Source organism: Nocardioides eburneiflavus (assembly GCF_004785795.1).
In the GTDB taxonomy this organism is placed as follows: Bacteria; Actinomycetota; Actinomycetes; order Propionibacteriales; family Nocardioidaceae; genus Nocardioides; species Nocardioides eburneiflavus.
Window position 1 is genome coordinate 1,290,925 of sequence record NZ_SRRO01000001.1, and the last position, 15,229, is coordinate 1,306,153.

At 66.2% G+C, this 15,229-nt stretch carries 15 protein-coding genes; 5 read left to right on the forward strand and 10 right to left on the reverse strand.

The annotated features are described in order from the left end of the window. Positions 1–333 precede the first annotated feature (333 nt). Together EXE59_RS06045 and EXE59_RS06050 are read right to left on the reverse strand one after the other, a co-directional pair. Positions 334–690, reverse strand: a complete 357-nt coding sequence (locus EXE59_RS06045) for a histone-like nucleoid-structuring protein Lsr2 (protein ID WP_210428901.1) — start codon at positions 688–690, stop codon at positions 334–336. A 183-nt stretch (positions 691–873) separates the two neighbouring features. Next, entirely contained in the window at positions 874–1,956 is a 1,083-nt protein-coding gene (locus EXE59_RS06050) for a hypothetical protein (RefSeq protein ID WP_135838095.1), read from the reverse strand. A gap of 680 nt (positions 1,957–2,636) precedes the next feature. On the opposite strand from EXE59_RS06050, the gene EXE59_RS06055 reads away from it, so the two are divergent. Together EXE59_RS06055 and EXE59_RS06060 are read left to right on the forward strand one after the other, a co-directional pair. Continuing rightward, a complete protein-coding gene (locus tag EXE59_RS06055) occupies positions 2,637–2,936 on the forward strand; it encodes a thioredoxin family protein (protein ID WP_135838096.1) in 300 nt (99 codons plus the stop codon). 293 nt (positions 2,937–3,229) lie between these two features. Then, entirely contained in the window at positions 3,230–3,550 is a 321-nt protein-coding gene (locus EXE59_RS06060) for a hypothetical protein (RefSeq protein WP_135838097.1), read from the forward strand. Between the two features lie 99 nt (positions 3,551–3,649). On the opposite strand, the gene EXE59_RS06065 is transcribed toward EXE59_RS06060, so the two are convergent. Together EXE59_RS06065 and EXE59_RS24110 are read right to left on the reverse strand one after the other, a co-directional pair. Further along, positions 3,650–4,567 (reverse strand): hypothetical protein, encoded by a 918-nt coding sequence (locus EXE59_RS06065; protein WP_135838098.1) that lies wholly within the window; start codon positions 4,565–4,567, stop codon positions 3,650–3,652. A gap of 76 nt (positions 4,568–4,643) precedes the next feature. Next, positions 4,644–5,369 (reverse strand): DUF4145 domain-containing protein, encoded by a 726-nt coding sequence (locus tag EXE59_RS24110; RefSeq protein ID WP_210428902.1) that lies wholly within the window; start codon positions 5,367–5,369, stop codon positions 4,644–4,646. A 525-nt stretch (positions 5,370–5,894) separates the two neighbouring features. Between EXE59_RS24110 and EXE59_RS06075 the strand changes: the two genes are divergently transcribed. Beyond that, positions 5,895–7,148 carry an IS256 family transposase gene (locus tag EXE59_RS06075; protein ID WP_135837333.1) on the forward strand — a complete coding sequence of 418 codons (1,254 nt, stop codon included), beginning with the start codon at positions 5,895–5,897 and terminating at the stop codon, positions 7,146–7,148. Here EXE59_RS06075 and EXE59_RS06080 read toward each other — a convergent pair. Together EXE59_RS06080 and EXE59_RS06090 are read right to left on the reverse strand one after the other, a co-directional pair. Continuing rightward, complete coding sequence (locus EXE59_RS06080; protein ID WP_135838099.1) at positions 7,145–8,287, reverse strand: HEPN/Toprim-associated domain-containing protein; 1,143 nt, start codon at positions 8,285–8,287, stop codon at positions 7,145–7,147. The two genes, EXE59_RS06075 and EXE59_RS06080, sit on opposite strands and share 4 nt — an antisense overlap. 440 nt (positions 8,288–8,727) lie before the next feature. After that, positions 8,728–9,483 (reverse strand): expansin EXLX1 family cellulose-binding protein, encoded by a 756-nt coding sequence (locus tag EXE59_RS06090; protein WP_168218417.1) that lies wholly within the window; start codon positions 9,481–9,483, stop codon positions 8,728–8,730. Positions 9,484–10,007: 524 nt separating this feature from the next. Between EXE59_RS06090 and EXE59_RS06095 the strand changes: the two genes are divergently transcribed. Further along, a complete protein-coding gene (locus tag EXE59_RS06095) occupies positions 10,008–11,429 on the forward strand; it encodes an aminotransferase class I/II-fold pyridoxal phosphate-dependent enzyme (protein ID WP_135838102.1) in 1,422 nt (473 codons plus the stop codon). 47 nt (positions 11,430–11,476) lie between these two features. Here EXE59_RS06095 and EXE59_RS06100 read toward each other — a convergent pair whose 3' ends face one another. Further along, positions 11,477–11,860, reverse strand: a complete 384-nt coding sequence (locus EXE59_RS06100; RefSeq protein WP_135838103.1) for a cupin domain-containing protein — start codon at positions 11,858–11,860, stop codon at positions 11,477–11,479. Between the two features lie 143 nt (positions 11,861–12,003). Here EXE59_RS06100 and EXE59_RS23675 point away from each other — a divergent pair, with 143 nt between their 5' ends. Further along, on the forward strand, positions 12,004–12,171 hold the full coding sequence (locus EXE59_RS23675) for a hypothetical protein (RefSeq protein ID WP_168218418.1): 168 nt from the start codon (positions 12,004–12,006) through the stop codon (positions 12,169–12,171). Positions 12,172–12,316: 145 nt separating this feature from the next. On the opposite strand, the gene EXE59_RS06105 is transcribed toward EXE59_RS23675, so the two are convergent. From EXE59_RS06105 to EXE59_RS06115, 3 genes are read right to left on the reverse strand one after another with little or no spacing between them, the layout of a single operon-like run. Continuing rightward, a complete protein-coding gene (locus EXE59_RS06105; RefSeq protein WP_135838104.1) occupies positions 12,317–13,537 on the reverse strand; it encodes a 2Fe-2S iron-sulfur cluster-binding protein in 1,221 nt (406 codons plus the stop codon). Further along, positions 13,537–14,442, reverse strand: coding sequence for an FAD binding domain-containing protein (locus EXE59_RS06110; protein WP_135838105.1), 906 nt, complete (start codon positions 14,440–14,442; stop codon positions 13,537–13,539). Before EXE59_RS06110 ends, EXE59_RS06105 begins: the two co-directional genes overlap by 1 nt. A gap of 6 nt (positions 14,443–14,448) precedes the next feature. Next, complete coding sequence (locus EXE59_RS06115) at positions 14,449–15,228, reverse strand: enoyl-CoA hydratase/isomerase family protein (protein ID WP_135838106.1); 780 nt, start codon at positions 15,226–15,228, stop codon at positions 14,449–14,451. Position 15,229: the final 1 nt, after the last annotated feature.

A 15,229-nucleotide genomic window follows, 5' to 3' on the forward strand; every position in this document is an offset into this window, starting at 1 on the left:
GGGACGCCATGAATCGCAAACCCGCCACGACATCTCAGTCGCAGTGGTCGGTCAACGAATCCTTGGACCTCGTGACGATCGTCCGTTCGCGGAACGCAGGGGACGACCCTGGAGCCGATCCCGTCGAACCAAAGACATCGAACCGACGGTCCCCAGCCGCGCTGGGCGACCGCCGACTCATCAGTCAAGCGAACTGGAACCCCCACCCAGCGCCCAAACGAGGGTCGCCCACTACGCCGCCTGTCGGCATCAGGGGAGACGCGGTCAACGCGGACAGTGCTGACTGTCAGCTGCAAGCAAGCCTGACAAGCACCGAGATCGCGAGCATCGAACCTAGTGTGCGGCGTCGTACTGTTCGACAACACCGGCGGGGACCCGTCCTCGGTCGGACACTTCGAGGCCTTGGCCCCGCGCCCATTCTCGAATGGCGGCCAAGTCCTTGCGCGGCCCAGTGCTCCGAGACGGCCTCGTGCGTCTTGCGCGGTTGCCTCGACCACTGACCTTCGTTGCCGCATCGAGGTACGGCCGGAAAGCCTTCGCCATCGCGGCAGCATTCTTCTTCGACAGGTCAATCGTGTAGTCGACGCCATCGAACGAGAAAGCGACCTCAGTTGCGTCCTTCGAGCCGTCGAGATCGTCCGTGACCTGAATAACCGTTGTTTTCGCCACGGTCCAATCGTGGCGGGTCACGGGCGCCTCTGTCCAACCTTTGGGCTGACCATGGCCTGCTGGCCTTCCGCGAAGTCGCTTCGACCCATTCCGCCGCGATCGCTTCGGTAAGGCCGCTGGCAACGGCGAATGCAGCCGCCGTCACATCGCGGCACCAGCGCGGGTGTGCCTCTGGGCGCGAGTGGCGGTGTTGCTACCTCGAGGTCAACGTGACGGCGCCGTCGGCTCGTTAGCTGCTACCGAACCGCCTAGGAGCGTTCCAGCTCGCTCAAGCATGTCGGTGGCGAAGCGCTCGCTGAAGCCAGCAGCGAACCCACTGATAGCAAAGAACGCAAAGGACGAGGCCTCCGAGGCTGACGCCGTGGCACCGCTGGCGACTATGCCGGTGAGCAGGGCGAAGTACGCGACTGAGCCGAAGATCGCTCCCACTGCCGGGCGGAGTCCACCGAGAAGTAGACGCTGTCTCCTCGACGCCGTGGAGTCAACAGTGAGGTCCCCCGTAGACATGCGCTGCACGACACTGATTAGGGCACCGAGGGCGGCCATCGTCGTGGCACCGGCGGGGCTTGCGACGTCGAGTGTCGAGGACCATAACTCGTCGGCGACTAGGGCGAGAATGACAACGATGGCCAGGGTCGGGACGGTGCCAAGCAGTGAGCCCATGAAGTACTCGTACCGCGACTGACGCTGAATGAGGATCTCGACGCGACGCTTCGCTGCATCGACTTCCTCGGTAGTGGACTCGAGAATGCGAACTTCAGTGGCTTCGTCGGGAGCCTGTTCGGCAGCCAACTGGTCGGCTGTACCCAGAACGCGAGTCAGGGCGGAGTACGCGTGATCTGTTGCTTCATCCAGTTGCGGCTTCAGTTTGGGACTGGAGAATGCCACGCGCGCTTCACGCGCCAAGATCTTGCACTCAATCTCTTGGGCGACCAGGGCGCTCGGTGCTGAATTGAAGATCGAGTGAACCGTTCGATCAGATGCAAGGAGGCACCCGCCAACGATGTTGACGCAGTAGTACTCCTTCTCGATACCTTCGTGAAGCTCTGCGAATCGTGTGCGAAGGCGGGGCAGTAGCCAGTTTCCCGCGTTCGCGTCGCCATGTCGCTCGGGCTTGACCGCAAGATGCCAAGCCTGAACCAGGTGTTTGAAGGACGGGCGTCCCGCAGAAGCGGCCTCGTACAGATCTGGAAAGAGCGCTGCCGAGTTCTCATCGGGATCCTCGTCACGTTCAACTCCAGCCGTGTTGGGTGGAGCGTGACGTGGTTCGGGAGCCATCTCCGCCATTGCGCCCTCCTCCACTTACCCAGACAATCCGTGCAGCTACTCGGACTTAGGGTTCCCCCCCGACTCCTTCGTGGGTGGTGAGGGCGCCTCGGGTGGTTCTACCCGGCGCGGCGGATCTGATCCCTCACGAGTTGGCTTCGGGGGTTGTTCAGGGCGACGGCGCGGTCGTTCAATCTCCATGACGTGGGCCATGATCGCGAGCGTAGTGATTGTGGGCCCAAGCCGATAGGGCCACCGAACCCCTACTCCACCGCTCGACCTTGGGCGCACAGGCCGATTCGTTGCACGATGAAGTGGGGCCCGCCGTCGACGACCGCTTCGGCATCCCATCGGGGATCAGACCGAAAGTGCGGCGGCGTCGAAGTAGGCAGCTTTTGATCGCCCGGCGTCTTGTAGCGGGTGCAAACCGCCGCGCCGAAGTTGTTTCTGGAGCGTTCGGTTGCGCTCAAACACCGCCCGGTTCGCGCCCTCCTCGATGAGGTGCTCGAGGTAGACGAACAGGCGTCGGACATTGACGTACTTCCATCCCGACGGGGCGTCTGGTGGGGTGCGTCTTGGCGCCGCCTGTCGGCGCCGTCCGGATCTGGTTCAGGTCCGGATGGTGCATCCGTCGCCGCTCAGGACATCGGTGCATACTCCGTAGACAGGCACCGCCCCCTTGGCGACGTGAAGGATGGGTCATGAAGGTTGAGTTGCTCTACTTCGACGGGTGCCCAAACTGGACGGTGGCTGATGAGCGCCTCGCGGAGGCTGTCCAACTCGTGCCACGTGATGACGTCACGGTTCATCGGCGCAAGGTAGAGACGCAGGAGGACGCCATCGCCGTCGGCTTCGCCGGTTCCCCGACGATCCTCGTTGACGAGCACGATCCTTTCGCGACTGGTGATGAGCAGGCGGGATTGGCGTGCCGCGTTTACTCAACGCCGGATGGATTGGCCGGGTCGCCCACCCTGGCGCAGTTGGTCGAGGTGCTGTCATGAAGCGGCTCGTAGGGTTCCTGCTTGGCGCCTACTTGCTTCTTGCCGTGGGCAACAAGGTGGCAGAGGCCGCCGGCGCGAGGCGATGCCACTGCGCGGACGAGTGCTGGTGCCGACGTCCTGGCTTGAGTCTCTTCCGATGGGTCTTCCCATGGCACAGGAATCGGCACGACGATGATTCGCAAACCTTCGACAACCGGAATCCTGAAAGCCGCTCGCTAGTCGTCTTGATCTCCGGATCAGCCGCGATCAGTGCACGCATTCTCTCGTTCGGCGATTCACACTAGCCTCAGTTCGTGTCCCAGAAATCGGATCGTCGGCAGGCACGTGAGGCGATAGCGACCTACCACGAAGCGAAGCTCGCCGAACTCCTCGCGCACGTAGCCGAAGCGATCGACCGGTTCCGCAGCGGCGAACTTGAGGCCTTCGACGTAGACGAGGTCCTGTTCCAGTACTCACGTGCCGCGAAAGAGCTCTGGAAGTTCTGCAATATCGGCAACGTCCAGATCACCGCGCGCCAGGTGCATGAAGGCCCGCCTATCGACTGGTGGGAACGCGGGGCACCAAAACGTGCACGACGTCCCGCCAACGAAGTGCCCACCAGCGAATCTGGGTGACCGCCACGCGATCGAACGGGCGTCTTACCGGCTCCGCTTCTCGGGGACATCCGGATCTGCCTGGGGGCTCGGGCCTCGATCAGGCGACGATCCTGGCTCCTAGATCCGCCACCCGCCGGGCTGCGAGCAAGCTATGTCCCACGTCTTGTGGAGCATTTCCCAAGCTGGGTGACCGACGACGACGCCGAGATACTCGCTCGTCGTCGCAAGGGCGATGCGGCTGCCGTAGGGAACACCCGCCGTCCACGGACCGGTCAACCACGCAGGTACCTGCTCGAAGGCGAAGGTGATCCAGTTCTGCGCGAGGCTCGGCTGCTCGCCGTGGATCATCGACGACGACGAGCCCCACGCATAGTCCTCGACACCGAGCGCGCCGGGCAGGGTTGGAGCCAGCTTCTCGATGCTGAGCTTGGAGCCGATGCTCGGCGCGTACTGGCCCCTGATCCTCTTCCAAGAGCGAGTCTCCACCAGGGCGAGGATGTGCTCGATCTCTTCGGAGGCTTCCAGATTGGGGTCGACGGTGGCGTCGAGAAGCGTCGTGTGTCGCCGCGTGGCGTGCAGGCGGGCGAGACGACGAGTGAGCGCACGCTGAGCCCGGACCTCGGACGTGACCGCTGGATCCATGACCGACGACGCCCAGATCGAAGACTCGTAGACGGCACGACCGACGGCGACCGCTCCGACGAACGAGGACTGTGTCTCAACAAGGGCTGCGTAGCCGCGAAGCGTGTCGGCCACTGTGTGCAGGTCAAGCCGCGCCTCGTCGCGGACCAGGTCTGCCACGGTGCCGTAGCGCTCGTCGAGCGGGACGTCCCGGTCGTCGACGAAGGCAGAAGCATCCAGGGCCGGCCAGTCTTGTTTGGCGAGGCTGGAGAAGTCACGCGCGACAAGACGGGCCGATTCGACCAGCAAGCCTCGGACCTTGTCGGCGATCATCCCGTTGACCTGGATCCGGGCGACCATCTCCTCGACCGAAGGGATGTTGGACGCACCCTGATCGCTCGGGTCGTCGATCATCGGGGCCGCCCTCGGCCGATCTCGTCGGGCGATACACACGTCACGACTGCGGGCCGGCGTGGGGACAATGGCCTAGTCACTGCCGTCCGGCCCGCGCGCGCCGCACGCGCGCCGGGTGGACGAAGAGGTATTCGACGAGCGCGTTCACCAGCCGGCTGAGCTCGTCGGCCTCGTCACGGGAAACCGGCTCCAGCTCAAGCGGGTGGGCTCCCGCGTTGCCGAGAACGCGTACGTGGTCCGCCCAATCGGCCAAGGTGTCATCGAGATCTCCGTCCGACGCCATCTGTCCAAGTTGTGCGTACAGGCTGCCCTTGGCCCGAGCGGTCTCTGACCCTCGTTGCGTTACGATCTCGGCTAAAGCTCCGCGGAACATCACCGCGGCCGCGCGTGGGCTATTTGCACTCAAGCATCGCTCGGCCTCGGCGATCGCGTCTGCCACTGCTCTCGGAATGTCCGGGTCGCCCCGTCGCATGCCCGGACTGGGCCACCAGTGCACGCCGCGCCATTCGACGACGCCTGACCTTCCGCCATCGCGCTTGCGCTGGCCGCCGACGTATTGCTCTTCCACGACGACGACGTTCTGCCGGCACCCTTGGCACTGAAGAATGACCAGTTGCTCTTCGTGAATTCTTTCGTGATGTCCGTCATGGGCGATCGAGTACCCACCGGACTCATCGAAGGTAACCGGAGCGGTGCCCTGTGGGGTGAAGTTGCTAGCCCGACCGCAGCGGGGGCACGGCCCGTACGGGTAGGTCGAGTCAGGCAGTTCGTGTTCAGACTTGGGTGGCAGGCCATCACTCATAGACCAGGACGATAGGTGCTGCCACCGACAGTCGCCGATCAGACGCTTGGCTTCTTGGCCGCAGTCGGACCGCGCAGAGGGGTGCGGCCGTCAGAGAAGTCGGCGCGCCCCAACTACGTCGCGGAGCAACCGCGCACGCTGCCTCACGAGGCATCTCGGCTGCGGGTGCTAGCGCCCAAAACGTGCTGAAAGCAGCTGCCAGACTGGGCGTCGAAGATCTGATCCCGACGCCTCAGCGCGGGTCAAGCGGGACAGTCATTCCGCCGCCTACGCCGCCGTCCACTAAGTCAGACGATCAGGCAGGCGACTGCCGTTAGTCGAACGCGTGAAGAATGGCTTCGAACACGGCTTCCACGCCAGTCCAGTCAGATTCGGTCGACTCGGCGCCCTCCAGGGCTCGTTCGAGTTGAGTCCATGGGCGTGGTGTACGACGGGCCCGACGTGAGCGTGGCGTCCTGACATAGCGACGGCCACCGCGTGATCCTTCAGAAGACCTGCGAAAGCACGACTGAAGGAGTCACCACGATGACCGTCGACCCCAACTCTATTGACCTGCCCACGTTCATGACCGAGCACCTGGCGCGTGCCGAGCCCGACCTACTCCGGACCATGTTGTCCACGTTCGTGCAGGCGTTGATGTCGGCCGAGGCCGACGCGATCTGCGGCGCCGGCTACGGCGAACGCAGCCCGGAGCGGACCAACTCCCGCAACGGCTACCGGACCCGGGACTTCGACACCCGCACCGGCACGATGGAGGTTGCAATCCCCAAGCTGCGCGAGGGCTCGTACTTCCCCGACTGGCTCCTCGAGCGCCGCCGTCGGGCCGAGCGGGCCCTGACCACAGTGGTGGCAACCTGCTACCTCCTCGGGGTGTCGACGCGGCGGATGGAGAAGCTCGTCGAGACCCTCGGCATCACCAGGTTGTCGAAGTCGCAAGTCAGCGTGATGGCCAAGGAGCTCGACGCGCACGTGGAGGACTTCCGCACCCGGCCACTCGACGCCGGGCCGTACACGTTCCTGGCCGCGGACGCGTTGACGATGAAGGTCCGCGAGGGCGGGCGGGTCGTGAACACCCACGTCCTGGTCGCGACCGGCGTCAACGCCGATGGGCACCGCGAGATCCTCGGCGTGGACATCTGCTCGGCCGAGTCCGAGGCCGGCTGGCTGACCCTGTTCCGCGGCCTGAACGCCCGCGGCCTGAGCGGCGTCAAGCTCGTCACGTCCGATGCCCACAGTGGCCTGGTGGCCGCGATGACGGCGACCCTGGACGGTGCCGCCTGGCAGCGATGCCGCACCCACTACGCGGCGAACCTGATGTCCGCGACACCAAAGTCGTCGTGGGGCTGGGTCAAGGCGATGCTGCACTCGATCTACGACCAGCCCGACACCAAGGCCGTGCACGCCCAGTTCGACCGCGTCATCGACACCCTGGACGAGAAGCTCCCCGCCGTGGCCGAGCACCTCGAGGAAGCCCGCGCCGACATCCTGGCCTTCACCGCGTTCCCGAAAGAGATCTGGCGCCAGATCTGGTCCAACAATCCCAACGAGCGCCTCAACCGCGAGATCCGCCGACGCACCGACGTCGTCGGGATCTTCCCCGACCGCAACTCCGCCATCCGACTCATCGGAGCCGTCCTAGCCGAGCAGCACGACGACTGGGCCGAGGGCCGCCGCTACCTCGGACTCGACGTCCTGGCACGCTCCCGCATCGCACTCATCAACACCAACGAGACCACCGACCAGAAGGAGGACCTGACACCCGCCGCACTCACTGCCTAGAGTGCAGCCACCGGATCACGCGGTGGCCCCTTCATCCACCACGACCGTGGACTCGACCCTCGTTCGACCTTCCTTCGGAAGGCGCGCTGGATGCGGTCCTTGTGCCCGCCGATCAGTTGACCCTGATAGGCGCCGAGCTTCTGATCCCAACCGGTCCACTGAACCGGGACAAGCGTCTGGCTGTCACGGAGCAGTTCCTCGCCGAGGTACATCTCCAGTGATCCCGCTAGCCCGTTGACATCCATCGGCACTGGGATGTCGCTCTGCGGACCAAGGGTCGGATAGCTGCGCAGCAGATCAAGGTTGGGGTAGTGCACCACGCGGTATGTCGGCGGGAGGCTGGCATCGATGGCCGCCAAGGCAGACCGCGACGCGGTGTCGTTGTCGGCCAGGACAACGACCCGGTTGGCTACACCAGCACCTACAAAGCCGCGAACTAGGTTCACCAGATGACCCACGCTGCCTGGTGCACCGCGGTCGAAGTCCATGAAGCGTAGGAATCCTTCGAGATGCGGATGCGTCACCCGCATTGCGCTGGCGAGAAGTTTCGAGTCAGAGGATCCCTCGGTGAGGACAATCAGTGGTGCACCCTTCAGTAACTCGTCTTGATTGTCGGCCCGGGCCCTGTCGGCGAGGGCTTCGCCGGGAGTGACTAGTTCGTAGCGAACGAGGTCGTCCAGCTCGTATCGGACGAGAGCGTTTTCGTCGACAACTGCGTCCAGATGGAGGCGCAGTTGAGTGCGCAGATCCATACTGAAGAACGGCTCTCCGTAGTCGTCGTAAGTGGCGTATGGATCGTCGCTGTTCAGATAGGCGCGAACCTCAGTGCGAATAGCGGCCGCATTACGAACTTCTACGCCCATCTCGTCGGCGCCTGGGTTCGGGTTCCGGTCCAACCAGGCTTGAGTGTGTTGCTCGAACTCGGCAGAGGCCACTCCCGGCGTGAACCCCAGCAACCGTAGGCGATCGCGCAGGTGAGCCACCGTTGACTGGTAGGCATAGCCCGGTCCATCCGCGATCCGATTCTCCTCGGATACTGACTCCGACTCCTGGAACAGTGCGAGGAGGTCGTCGAGATAGCCCTCTCGCTGCGTCAGCACAGGGTGACCGTTGATCGCGATCCAGCTATGGGCGGACATGGGCACATGCTGCAGGATGCGAGGAACGATGCGATACTTCCGCGGATCACGCGCAGGGGTCCACTAGAACTTGAGCGCGAGCCCCGCTGACCGCCATTGGGTGCCATAGCGTGCCCCGGGTGCGTCTTACCGTCGCGTGCCGGGCAACGTCCGTTCGCGATGGTCGCGACCACGTGTCGCCGCGCAGCCCCCGTTCCCTGCCACGCCGGGTCGGCGACGAAGGCGTAGGCGCGCTTCTTGGGGAGCTTGCGGTCCGAGAAGCAACTTCGGCCCCGCCTACACAGATGTACTACTCCACCGCAGCCGGTGCGATCGGCGGCGTGGGCACTGTGGATGGGTTCGCGAACACGGCAACTACGTGGCGCTGTCCGAGCCGTGGGTCACCATCGGCTCGAGCGTCAACGGCACCTCGATACGACAGTCGCCCTGGGTGTTTGACGTCAGTGCCTCATGAACTGTTTCTTCGTGGCCTGAGTGACATCAGGCAAGATCTTCAGGGCTCGAATCGTGAGCGTCTGACCGTAGATGTCGGTCACCTTGATCCTCTCTCCGCACCCATGGCCCTCGGGAGAGAGGAAGTAGTTGTACTCGGTGCGCTTGAGGCGCCTCCACGTGCCCTGGTAATTGACCGACAACCGGGCGACCGGATTCCGGTGGTCGATCACCTGAATCCCGCACCACCATTGGCTCGACCCGACCTTGTACCGAAGCGAAATGCCGGCGGCGGCCTTCTTGCGGCTCAGGAGCTTCCAGGTAATGGGAGTCTCGCCCGCGTGACGATCGTCGAGCTTGTCAAAGGCCAAGGGGTTCAGGTCGAGCTGGTGCAAGCGGCACGATCCCGGGCACAGATTGGTGATCCGGACGATGACCGACTTGCCGTTCTTGACCCCCGTGACCTTGACATAGGCGCCACAAGCGTTCGCCGTGTCGTAGTCGTAGGTGTTCATGGCCGCGGTCATGACCTCGGTACCGGCATCGTACGAACAAGCCCCCGCGGCACCGTTCGCGTCATAGAAAGTCGCCATACCGGCGTACCTCTTCCCCGGCTTAATCCTACGCGCCAAGGGGGCCTCGTCGGCCTTCATCGCCTGCACCGCAACGGTTGCCGCTGGGACTCCCGAGCTCGCGGCCGATGAGGCGCCGAGCGCCACCGCGCCGCCGCCGACCGCGAGCAGCGCAGCGGTGACCGCTGCCATCCTCCATTGAACGTTCGTGACCATGAAGAGCCCGGATTCCCTTCCGATGTGCGGTAGCAGCCTCACCTTGGCAGACCCCTGGACCCCATGACAAAGGCGCCCCGAACTTCGCCGCCCTCACGGATCCCGTCCAAGTCACGCTCCCCGTGACGATCGTCACTCGGAACCGTCGGTGCTGCTTCATATCGGAGCTGCGTCACCTCCGCCGCGAGCCGGTGCGGATCGAAAGGGTGAGGTCGTGCGGGGTCGCGAGTAGTTCACATCGACGGCTGGGCTCAGGGAAGGTCGCAGGGCAAACCATCGCCGCCCTGCCTGCTCACCAGGAGATCAGACGGAATGCTGTGGTCCGACGACCCTGAGATCCCCAATCAGGGTCCCCGGGCGTCACCGAGCGAGACGGCGCGCCTGAGTCGGTTGTTCCCTAGGGTTCAGGCATGGAGGAAGCGAGGACCGCGGTGGGTCCCGAATCGTTGAGCACCTGCGCGAGCGTGCTCTCAGCACAGTCCTGAATGACTGGAGTTCCGATGCCGACTGATCCCCGCCAACTCCGCGCCGACGCACCACTTCTGGATGCCTGGCTGCGCTTCCGCGAGCACCCACCGACACCGTTCACCATTCCCGGCCACAAGCAGCGCACCGACCTGGTCGGCGACGTGGTCGCCGGCGACGTCCCGCTCTACGCCGGCCTCGACACGATGAAGCTCACCACCGGCGCGCTGGCCGACGCCGAGGCCCGCGCGGCACGCTTGTGGGGCGCGGACTTCTGCCGCTTCTCCACCGGCGGCGCCACCCATGCCAACCAAGCCGTCGCCCTCGCAGTGGCCCAGCACGGTGACACCGTCATCGTGAGCCGGACGCTGCACCGCTCCCTCCTCCTGGGGCTGGTCCTGGCCGGACTGAACCCGGTCTGGGTCCAACCCGAGGTCGACCCGGCCACGGGCTTGCCGACGGGCGTCGCACCAGGGGAGGTACGACGCGCCCTGGCGACCCATCCGCAGGCCAGAGCGGTCTTCGTCGGTGACCCGTCGTACGTCGGCACCGTGGGCGACGTCGCGGGGCTCGCCGGTGTCGCGCACGAGCACGGCGTACCGCTGATCGTCGACGCAGCCTGGGCTGCACACTTCGGCTTCCACCCCGACCTGCCTCGCCACCCCTTGCAGCTCGGTGCCGACGCGATGGTCACCAGCGCCCACAAGACCCTCCCCGCCTGGAGCCAGGCAGCACTCGTTCTCGCCCGCACCGAGCGATTCGATCCGGCCCGTCTCGACGCTGGGGTCGAGGCGACCGCAACCACCAGTCCTGCCGGCGCGATCCTCGCCAGCACCGACGCGGCCCGCGCGCTGCTCGAGCGCGACGGCGACAAGCTCCTCGGCGACGCGATCGCGGCGACCGCTGACGCACGCCAGAGACTACGGTCGGTCCACGGCCTCACCGTGCTCGACGGCCCGGACGTGGACCCGCTCAAGCTCACCCTCGTCCTGGCGGGCACCGGCGCCGACGGCAACGCCGTCGAGCAGGACCTTCTGGCGGCCGGGCTTCCGCTCGAGTCCGCGGACCGCGACGTCCTGGTCGCCGTCGTCTCGCTCGCCGACACCGCAGACGGGCTCACAGCGCTGACCGACACGATCATCCGGTCCGTCGAGCGCCTACGCGACACCCCACGACCGGTCGTCGGCCCAGCGGCGTACCGCCTCGACCCCGTCCCCGGCATACCGCCCCGGGACGCATTCTTCGCGGCCGCCGAACCGGTCCCGATCGACCGCGCCGTCGGCCGCGTCAGCGCAGAGCTCGTCGCGCCCTACCCACCCGGCATCCCCGTCCTCGCGCCGGGCGAGCAGATCACCACCGCAACGCTCAACGCCCTCGAGCACGCATGCCGCGCCGGGGTCCGGATCGCCTATGCGGCTGATCCCACCCTCGCCACCCTGCGAGTCACCGCCACGTAAACGTTTGCAGGCTGGTGGTGCCCCGACGAGACCCCGCCTGAGGGGCGCTACACGGATTGGCTCTTTCGGCTCGCCTCCAGTTCGACGGTGTTGATACCCGGGGCGTGATCGGCATGGGTGACCTCGACGAACTCGGCGTCACTGTCGATGTGGGCGTTGTGGCCGGGCCGGATGTAGTACGCCTCCCCGGCGGAGATGACCTCGGTCTCACCGTCGGTGTACCGCATGGTGACCGTGCCCCCTAGGCAGTACCCCCAGTGTGGTTCCTGGCAGGCTCCGTCGGGAAGTTCAGCGAACCACTCGGCGGTGTCCAAGCCTGCGTTCCACTGTTCCAGTGCGATGGTCATGCCGCCCGCTTGCGCACGGTGCTGCTGGCCGGAGCCGTCGACGTCGACAGCGAGCTCGGTGTTGTTTCGAGGGAAGGTTCCCATGGTTCTGTTCCTCGTTCGGGACCGGCTGACCCGCGCCACTGAGTCGCTCGTGCAGTGAATGCACAGCGAGCGCCCGCGACCAGGTTTGTCGAACGCCATCGATCTACCTCCCCTCGAGGTAGGCATCGGTATTCTTCGGCGCAATGAACACCCTGCCTGCGCTTGGCGCTGTCCTATGTTTCATCGGCCTTCTTGTGCTGGTCGTCAACACCGTCGGCGATTCCGGCACCCCTACGGTTTCCCACGTCGATGTGCTGGGCCTCGCCATGAGCGTGTCGGGCGCAATCCTTGCGCGTGGTTCGCGGGCGTAGTTCAGACCAGGCGCCCTCGTGCCCCCTTGTGCGTGATGGTCGATGACGTCCTCAGCGGAAGGTTCGCGTCGGACAGGCATCCCCGACCCGTACGGAGCCAGCCGCACGTCGGCCGAGCCTGCACCATCACCTGCTCAGGAGGGGGTCAACGTCGAGACTCACCGCGGGAGGTCAGCCGGCGAAGACGCTGCCGCGCCCGGTCGACGATCGTGGCAACAAGCAGTGAGAACGCTCGAGGCGGCTGCGCATCCGTGGTCGGCTCCTCCCCCGAGGCGGCCCGATCCACGGCGCGAGCGAACTCCTGGAACATCCGACGGCTCACGTCGCCGGCCAGCGACCGGCCGAAGCCGGCGATCCGTCCCGTCAAGAAGACGTCCGCCTCGGCCTGCAGAACAGTCCCGCCATCGTCAGCAGCCGCAGCCGTCATGACGATCCTGGCCTGCGCCCCGCCGCCGCCGGTGTCCTTGCCCTGCCCCTTCATGACGATGCGCTCGTCGGACTGCTCCTCGATGTGCGCGATTCCGTTGAAGGCCATCCGCATCGGGCCGAGGGCGATGCGTGCCCGTCCCCTGTACCAGTCGGCGCCGAGGTCGTCGGTCAGCTCCGCCCCTGGCAGGCAGCGCGCCAGCAGCCGGACGTCGCCGAAGACGCGGGCCACCTCGTCCGGTGCGGAGGTCAGCTGGCTCGTGACATCGACATGGATGGTGGGGTCGCCGGCGGGAAGGACTATCTCCTGCGGGCGCTCGACCAGCTCCTCCTCGTCGGTGCGCTCGGCTCCGACGGCTGCCGAGGTCGCCGCAGTCGCGGTGGTTCGTCCGACGAGGGTGCGCTGCCCGCAGTTTGCCGGGCCAGGAAGGGCTCCGCGGTGTGCCTGCGCGACCTCGTCCACAGCGTCGACGATGTTGCGGTATCCCGTGCACCGGCACAGGACGCCGGAAAGCTCAGTGGGCAGGTCTTCGCGCTGCACCTCGGGCTCGTGCGTCAACAGGTCGTAGGAGCTCATCAGGAAGCCCGGCGTGCAGAAGCCGCACTGCAGGCCGTGGTGTCGACCGAACGACTCCTGCAACGGATGAAGCTGGTCCGGCTTGCCCAACCCCTCCACGGTGGTGATCTCGGCCCCATCCAGCTGGACCGCGAACAGGAGACAGGCCCGCGCAGCCTCGCCGTCGACGAGCACCGTGCACATGCCGCAGATCCCGTGCTCACAACCGACGTGGGTGCCAGTGAGCCCCAGGTGGTCCCGCAAGGCGTCGGACAGGGTGACGCGGGCCGGCAACGCCAGGGCGACGTCGCTGCCGTTGATGGAGAGGTTCACCTCGACGGCCCGATCGGCCTCGGTGCGGGCGTGGGTCTGCGGCAGGTTCATCAGGAGCGTTCCTCAGGTCGGGAGAGTCTGGCTGACACGTAGGCGCGACTCACCTCACGGGCGGCGAGAGCGCTGATCAGCCGGCGGCGGTATGCGGGGCTGGCGTGACTGTCGCCTCCGGTGCTGACGACATCTTCAGCGACCTCCTCCGTGTGCTCGGCAAGGGCGGACACCAGATCCGCCCGTGACGGCTGTGGGCCGGTCATCTGGAGGGCGGATCGAAGGTGCGGTGACACGTCCACGCTGACTGGCACGTCCGAGACGCCGAAGCAGGTCAGCCGCGCGTCCACCGACTCACCCGACGTGCGTACCCGCACCGCCACGCCCGCCAGCGCGAAGTCGCCGTGCCGCCGGGCGAACTCTCCGAAACCGAACCCATCACCAGGCTTCGCGACCGGGAAGATCACCTCCGACAGGAGCTCGTCCGGCTCGATCACCGTCGACAGCGCGCCGGTGAAGAAGTCGGCGGCAGCCACCTGGCGGGTGCCTCGACCACCTGTCAGCACCATCGTCGCCTCCAGGCAAGCGGCCACGGCAGGAAGCTCCGCCGAGGGATCTGCGTGGGCGATGCTGCCGCAAACGGTGCCGCGACTGCGGATCTCGCGGTGGCCGACCCAGGGCAGCGCCAGCCGCACCAGCGGCACGGCAGCGCCGATCTCCTCCCGCTGCAGCTGCCGCTGGCGGACGGTGGCGCCGACCCGGAGGGACCCGTCGTCCCGGGCGAGCTGCCTCAGCTCGGGCACGGCATTGATGTCAACCAGCTGTGTCGGCCGCCCGAGGCGCATCGCGAGCACCGGCACCAACGACTGTCCTCCGGCGATCACCTTGGATCCGTCGCGGGACAGCTCGGCCACCACGTCGGCTGTGGTGCCGGGGCGGACGTAGGCGAACGGCGCGGCCTTCACACGAACTCACCGCCCCTCGAACCGCGGAGCCCGCTTCTCGCCGAATGCTGCGACTCCCTCGGCGAAGTCGTGGCTGGCCCTCAGCATGGAGTAGGCCTTCCGCTCGAGCTCGATACCTGTGTAGAGCGGGCCGTCGACCCCTCGGTCAAGCACCTCCTTGGCGGTCCGCAGCGCCATCGACGAGTATCCGAGGAGCTTGGTCACGACCTCGTCGACGGCCTGCTCGAGCTCCTGTGCGTCGGCGCAGTTGTGGGACGTCAGGCCCCAGTCGAATGCCTGCTGTCCAGTGATCCGCTCGCCGGTCAGGATGTGGTACTTCGCGCGGGAGAGCCCGATGAGCCGTGCGAGGCGCTGGGTCCCACCGCTGCCCGGGATCATCCCGAGCTTCATCTCCGGCAACGCGAACCGTGAGCGGTCCGTCGCGATCCGGATGTCGGCCGACAGCGCGAGCTCCAGCCCGACGCCGAAGCAGTAGCCGTCGATCGCGACGATCACCGGCTTCGGGCTGCGGGCGGCAGCGGTGACGTCATGACCGAGGTCGGTGAGGTCGACGGGCTCGACCTCCATGAACCCGGCGATGTCGCCACCCGAGGTGAAGTGCTCCCCCTCGGCCCGGATCACCACGACCTGGACGCGCTTGTCCGCGTCGATCTCGGCGAAGCGCTCCGCCATCACCCGACGGGTCTCCATCGTGATGATGTTGTAGCGCCCGTGGTCGAGCACCAGGTGGGCGACGCGGCCGTCGTGGCTGCGCTCGAGCCGGATCTCGCCTCCGGTGAGTGGCATG

Excerpts from the sequence above, each read along its gene's own strand:
- EXE59_RS06050 (WP_135838095.1), bottom strand. The coding sequence starts at position 1,956 with ATGGCGGAGATGGCTCCCGAACCACGTCACGCTCCACCCAACACGGCT.
- EXE59_RS06055 (WP_135838096.1), top strand. The coding sequence starts at position 2,637 with ATGAAGGTTGAGTTGCTCTACTTCGACGGGTGCCCAAACTGGACGGTG.
- EXE59_RS06065 (WP_135838098.1), bottom strand. The coding sequence starts at position 4,567 with ATGATCGACGACCCGAGCGATCAGGGTGCGTCCAACATCCCTTCGGTC.
- EXE59_RS24110 (WP_210428902.1), bottom strand. The coding sequence starts at position 5,369 with ATGAGTGATGGCCTGCCACCCAAGTCTGAACACGAACTGCCTGACTCG.
- EXE59_RS06075 (WP_135837333.1), top strand. The coding sequence starts at position 5,895 with ATGACCGTCGACCCCAACTCTATTGACCTGCCCACGTTCATGACCGAG.
- EXE59_RS06080 (WP_135838099.1), bottom strand. The coding sequence starts at position 8,287 with ATGTCCGCCCATAGCTGGATCGCGATCAACGGTCACCCTGTGCTGACG.
- EXE59_RS06090 (WP_168218417.1), bottom strand. The coding sequence starts at position 9,483 with ATGGCAGCGGTCACCGCTGCGCTGCTCGCGGTCGGCGGCGGCGCGGTG.
- EXE59_RS06095 (WP_135838102.1), top strand. The coding sequence starts at position 10,008 with ATGCCGACTGATCCCCGCCAACTCCGCGCCGACGCACCACTTCTGGAT.
- EXE59_RS06100 (WP_135838103.1), bottom strand. The coding sequence starts at position 11,860 with ATGGGAACCTTCCCTCGAAACAACACCGAGCTCGCTGTCGACGTCGAC.
- EXE59_RS23675 (WP_168218418.1), top strand. The coding sequence starts at position 12,004 with ATGAACACCCTGCCTGCGCTTGGCGCTGTCCTATGTTTCATCGGCCTT.
- EXE59_RS06105 (WP_135838104.1), bottom strand. The coding sequence starts at position 13,537 with ATGAACCTGCCGCAGACCCACGCCCGCACCGAGGCCGATCGGGCCGTC.
- EXE59_RS06115 (WP_135838106.1), bottom strand. The coding sequence starts at position 15,228 with ATGCCACTCACCGGAGGCGAGATCCGGCTCGAGCGCAGCCACGACGGC.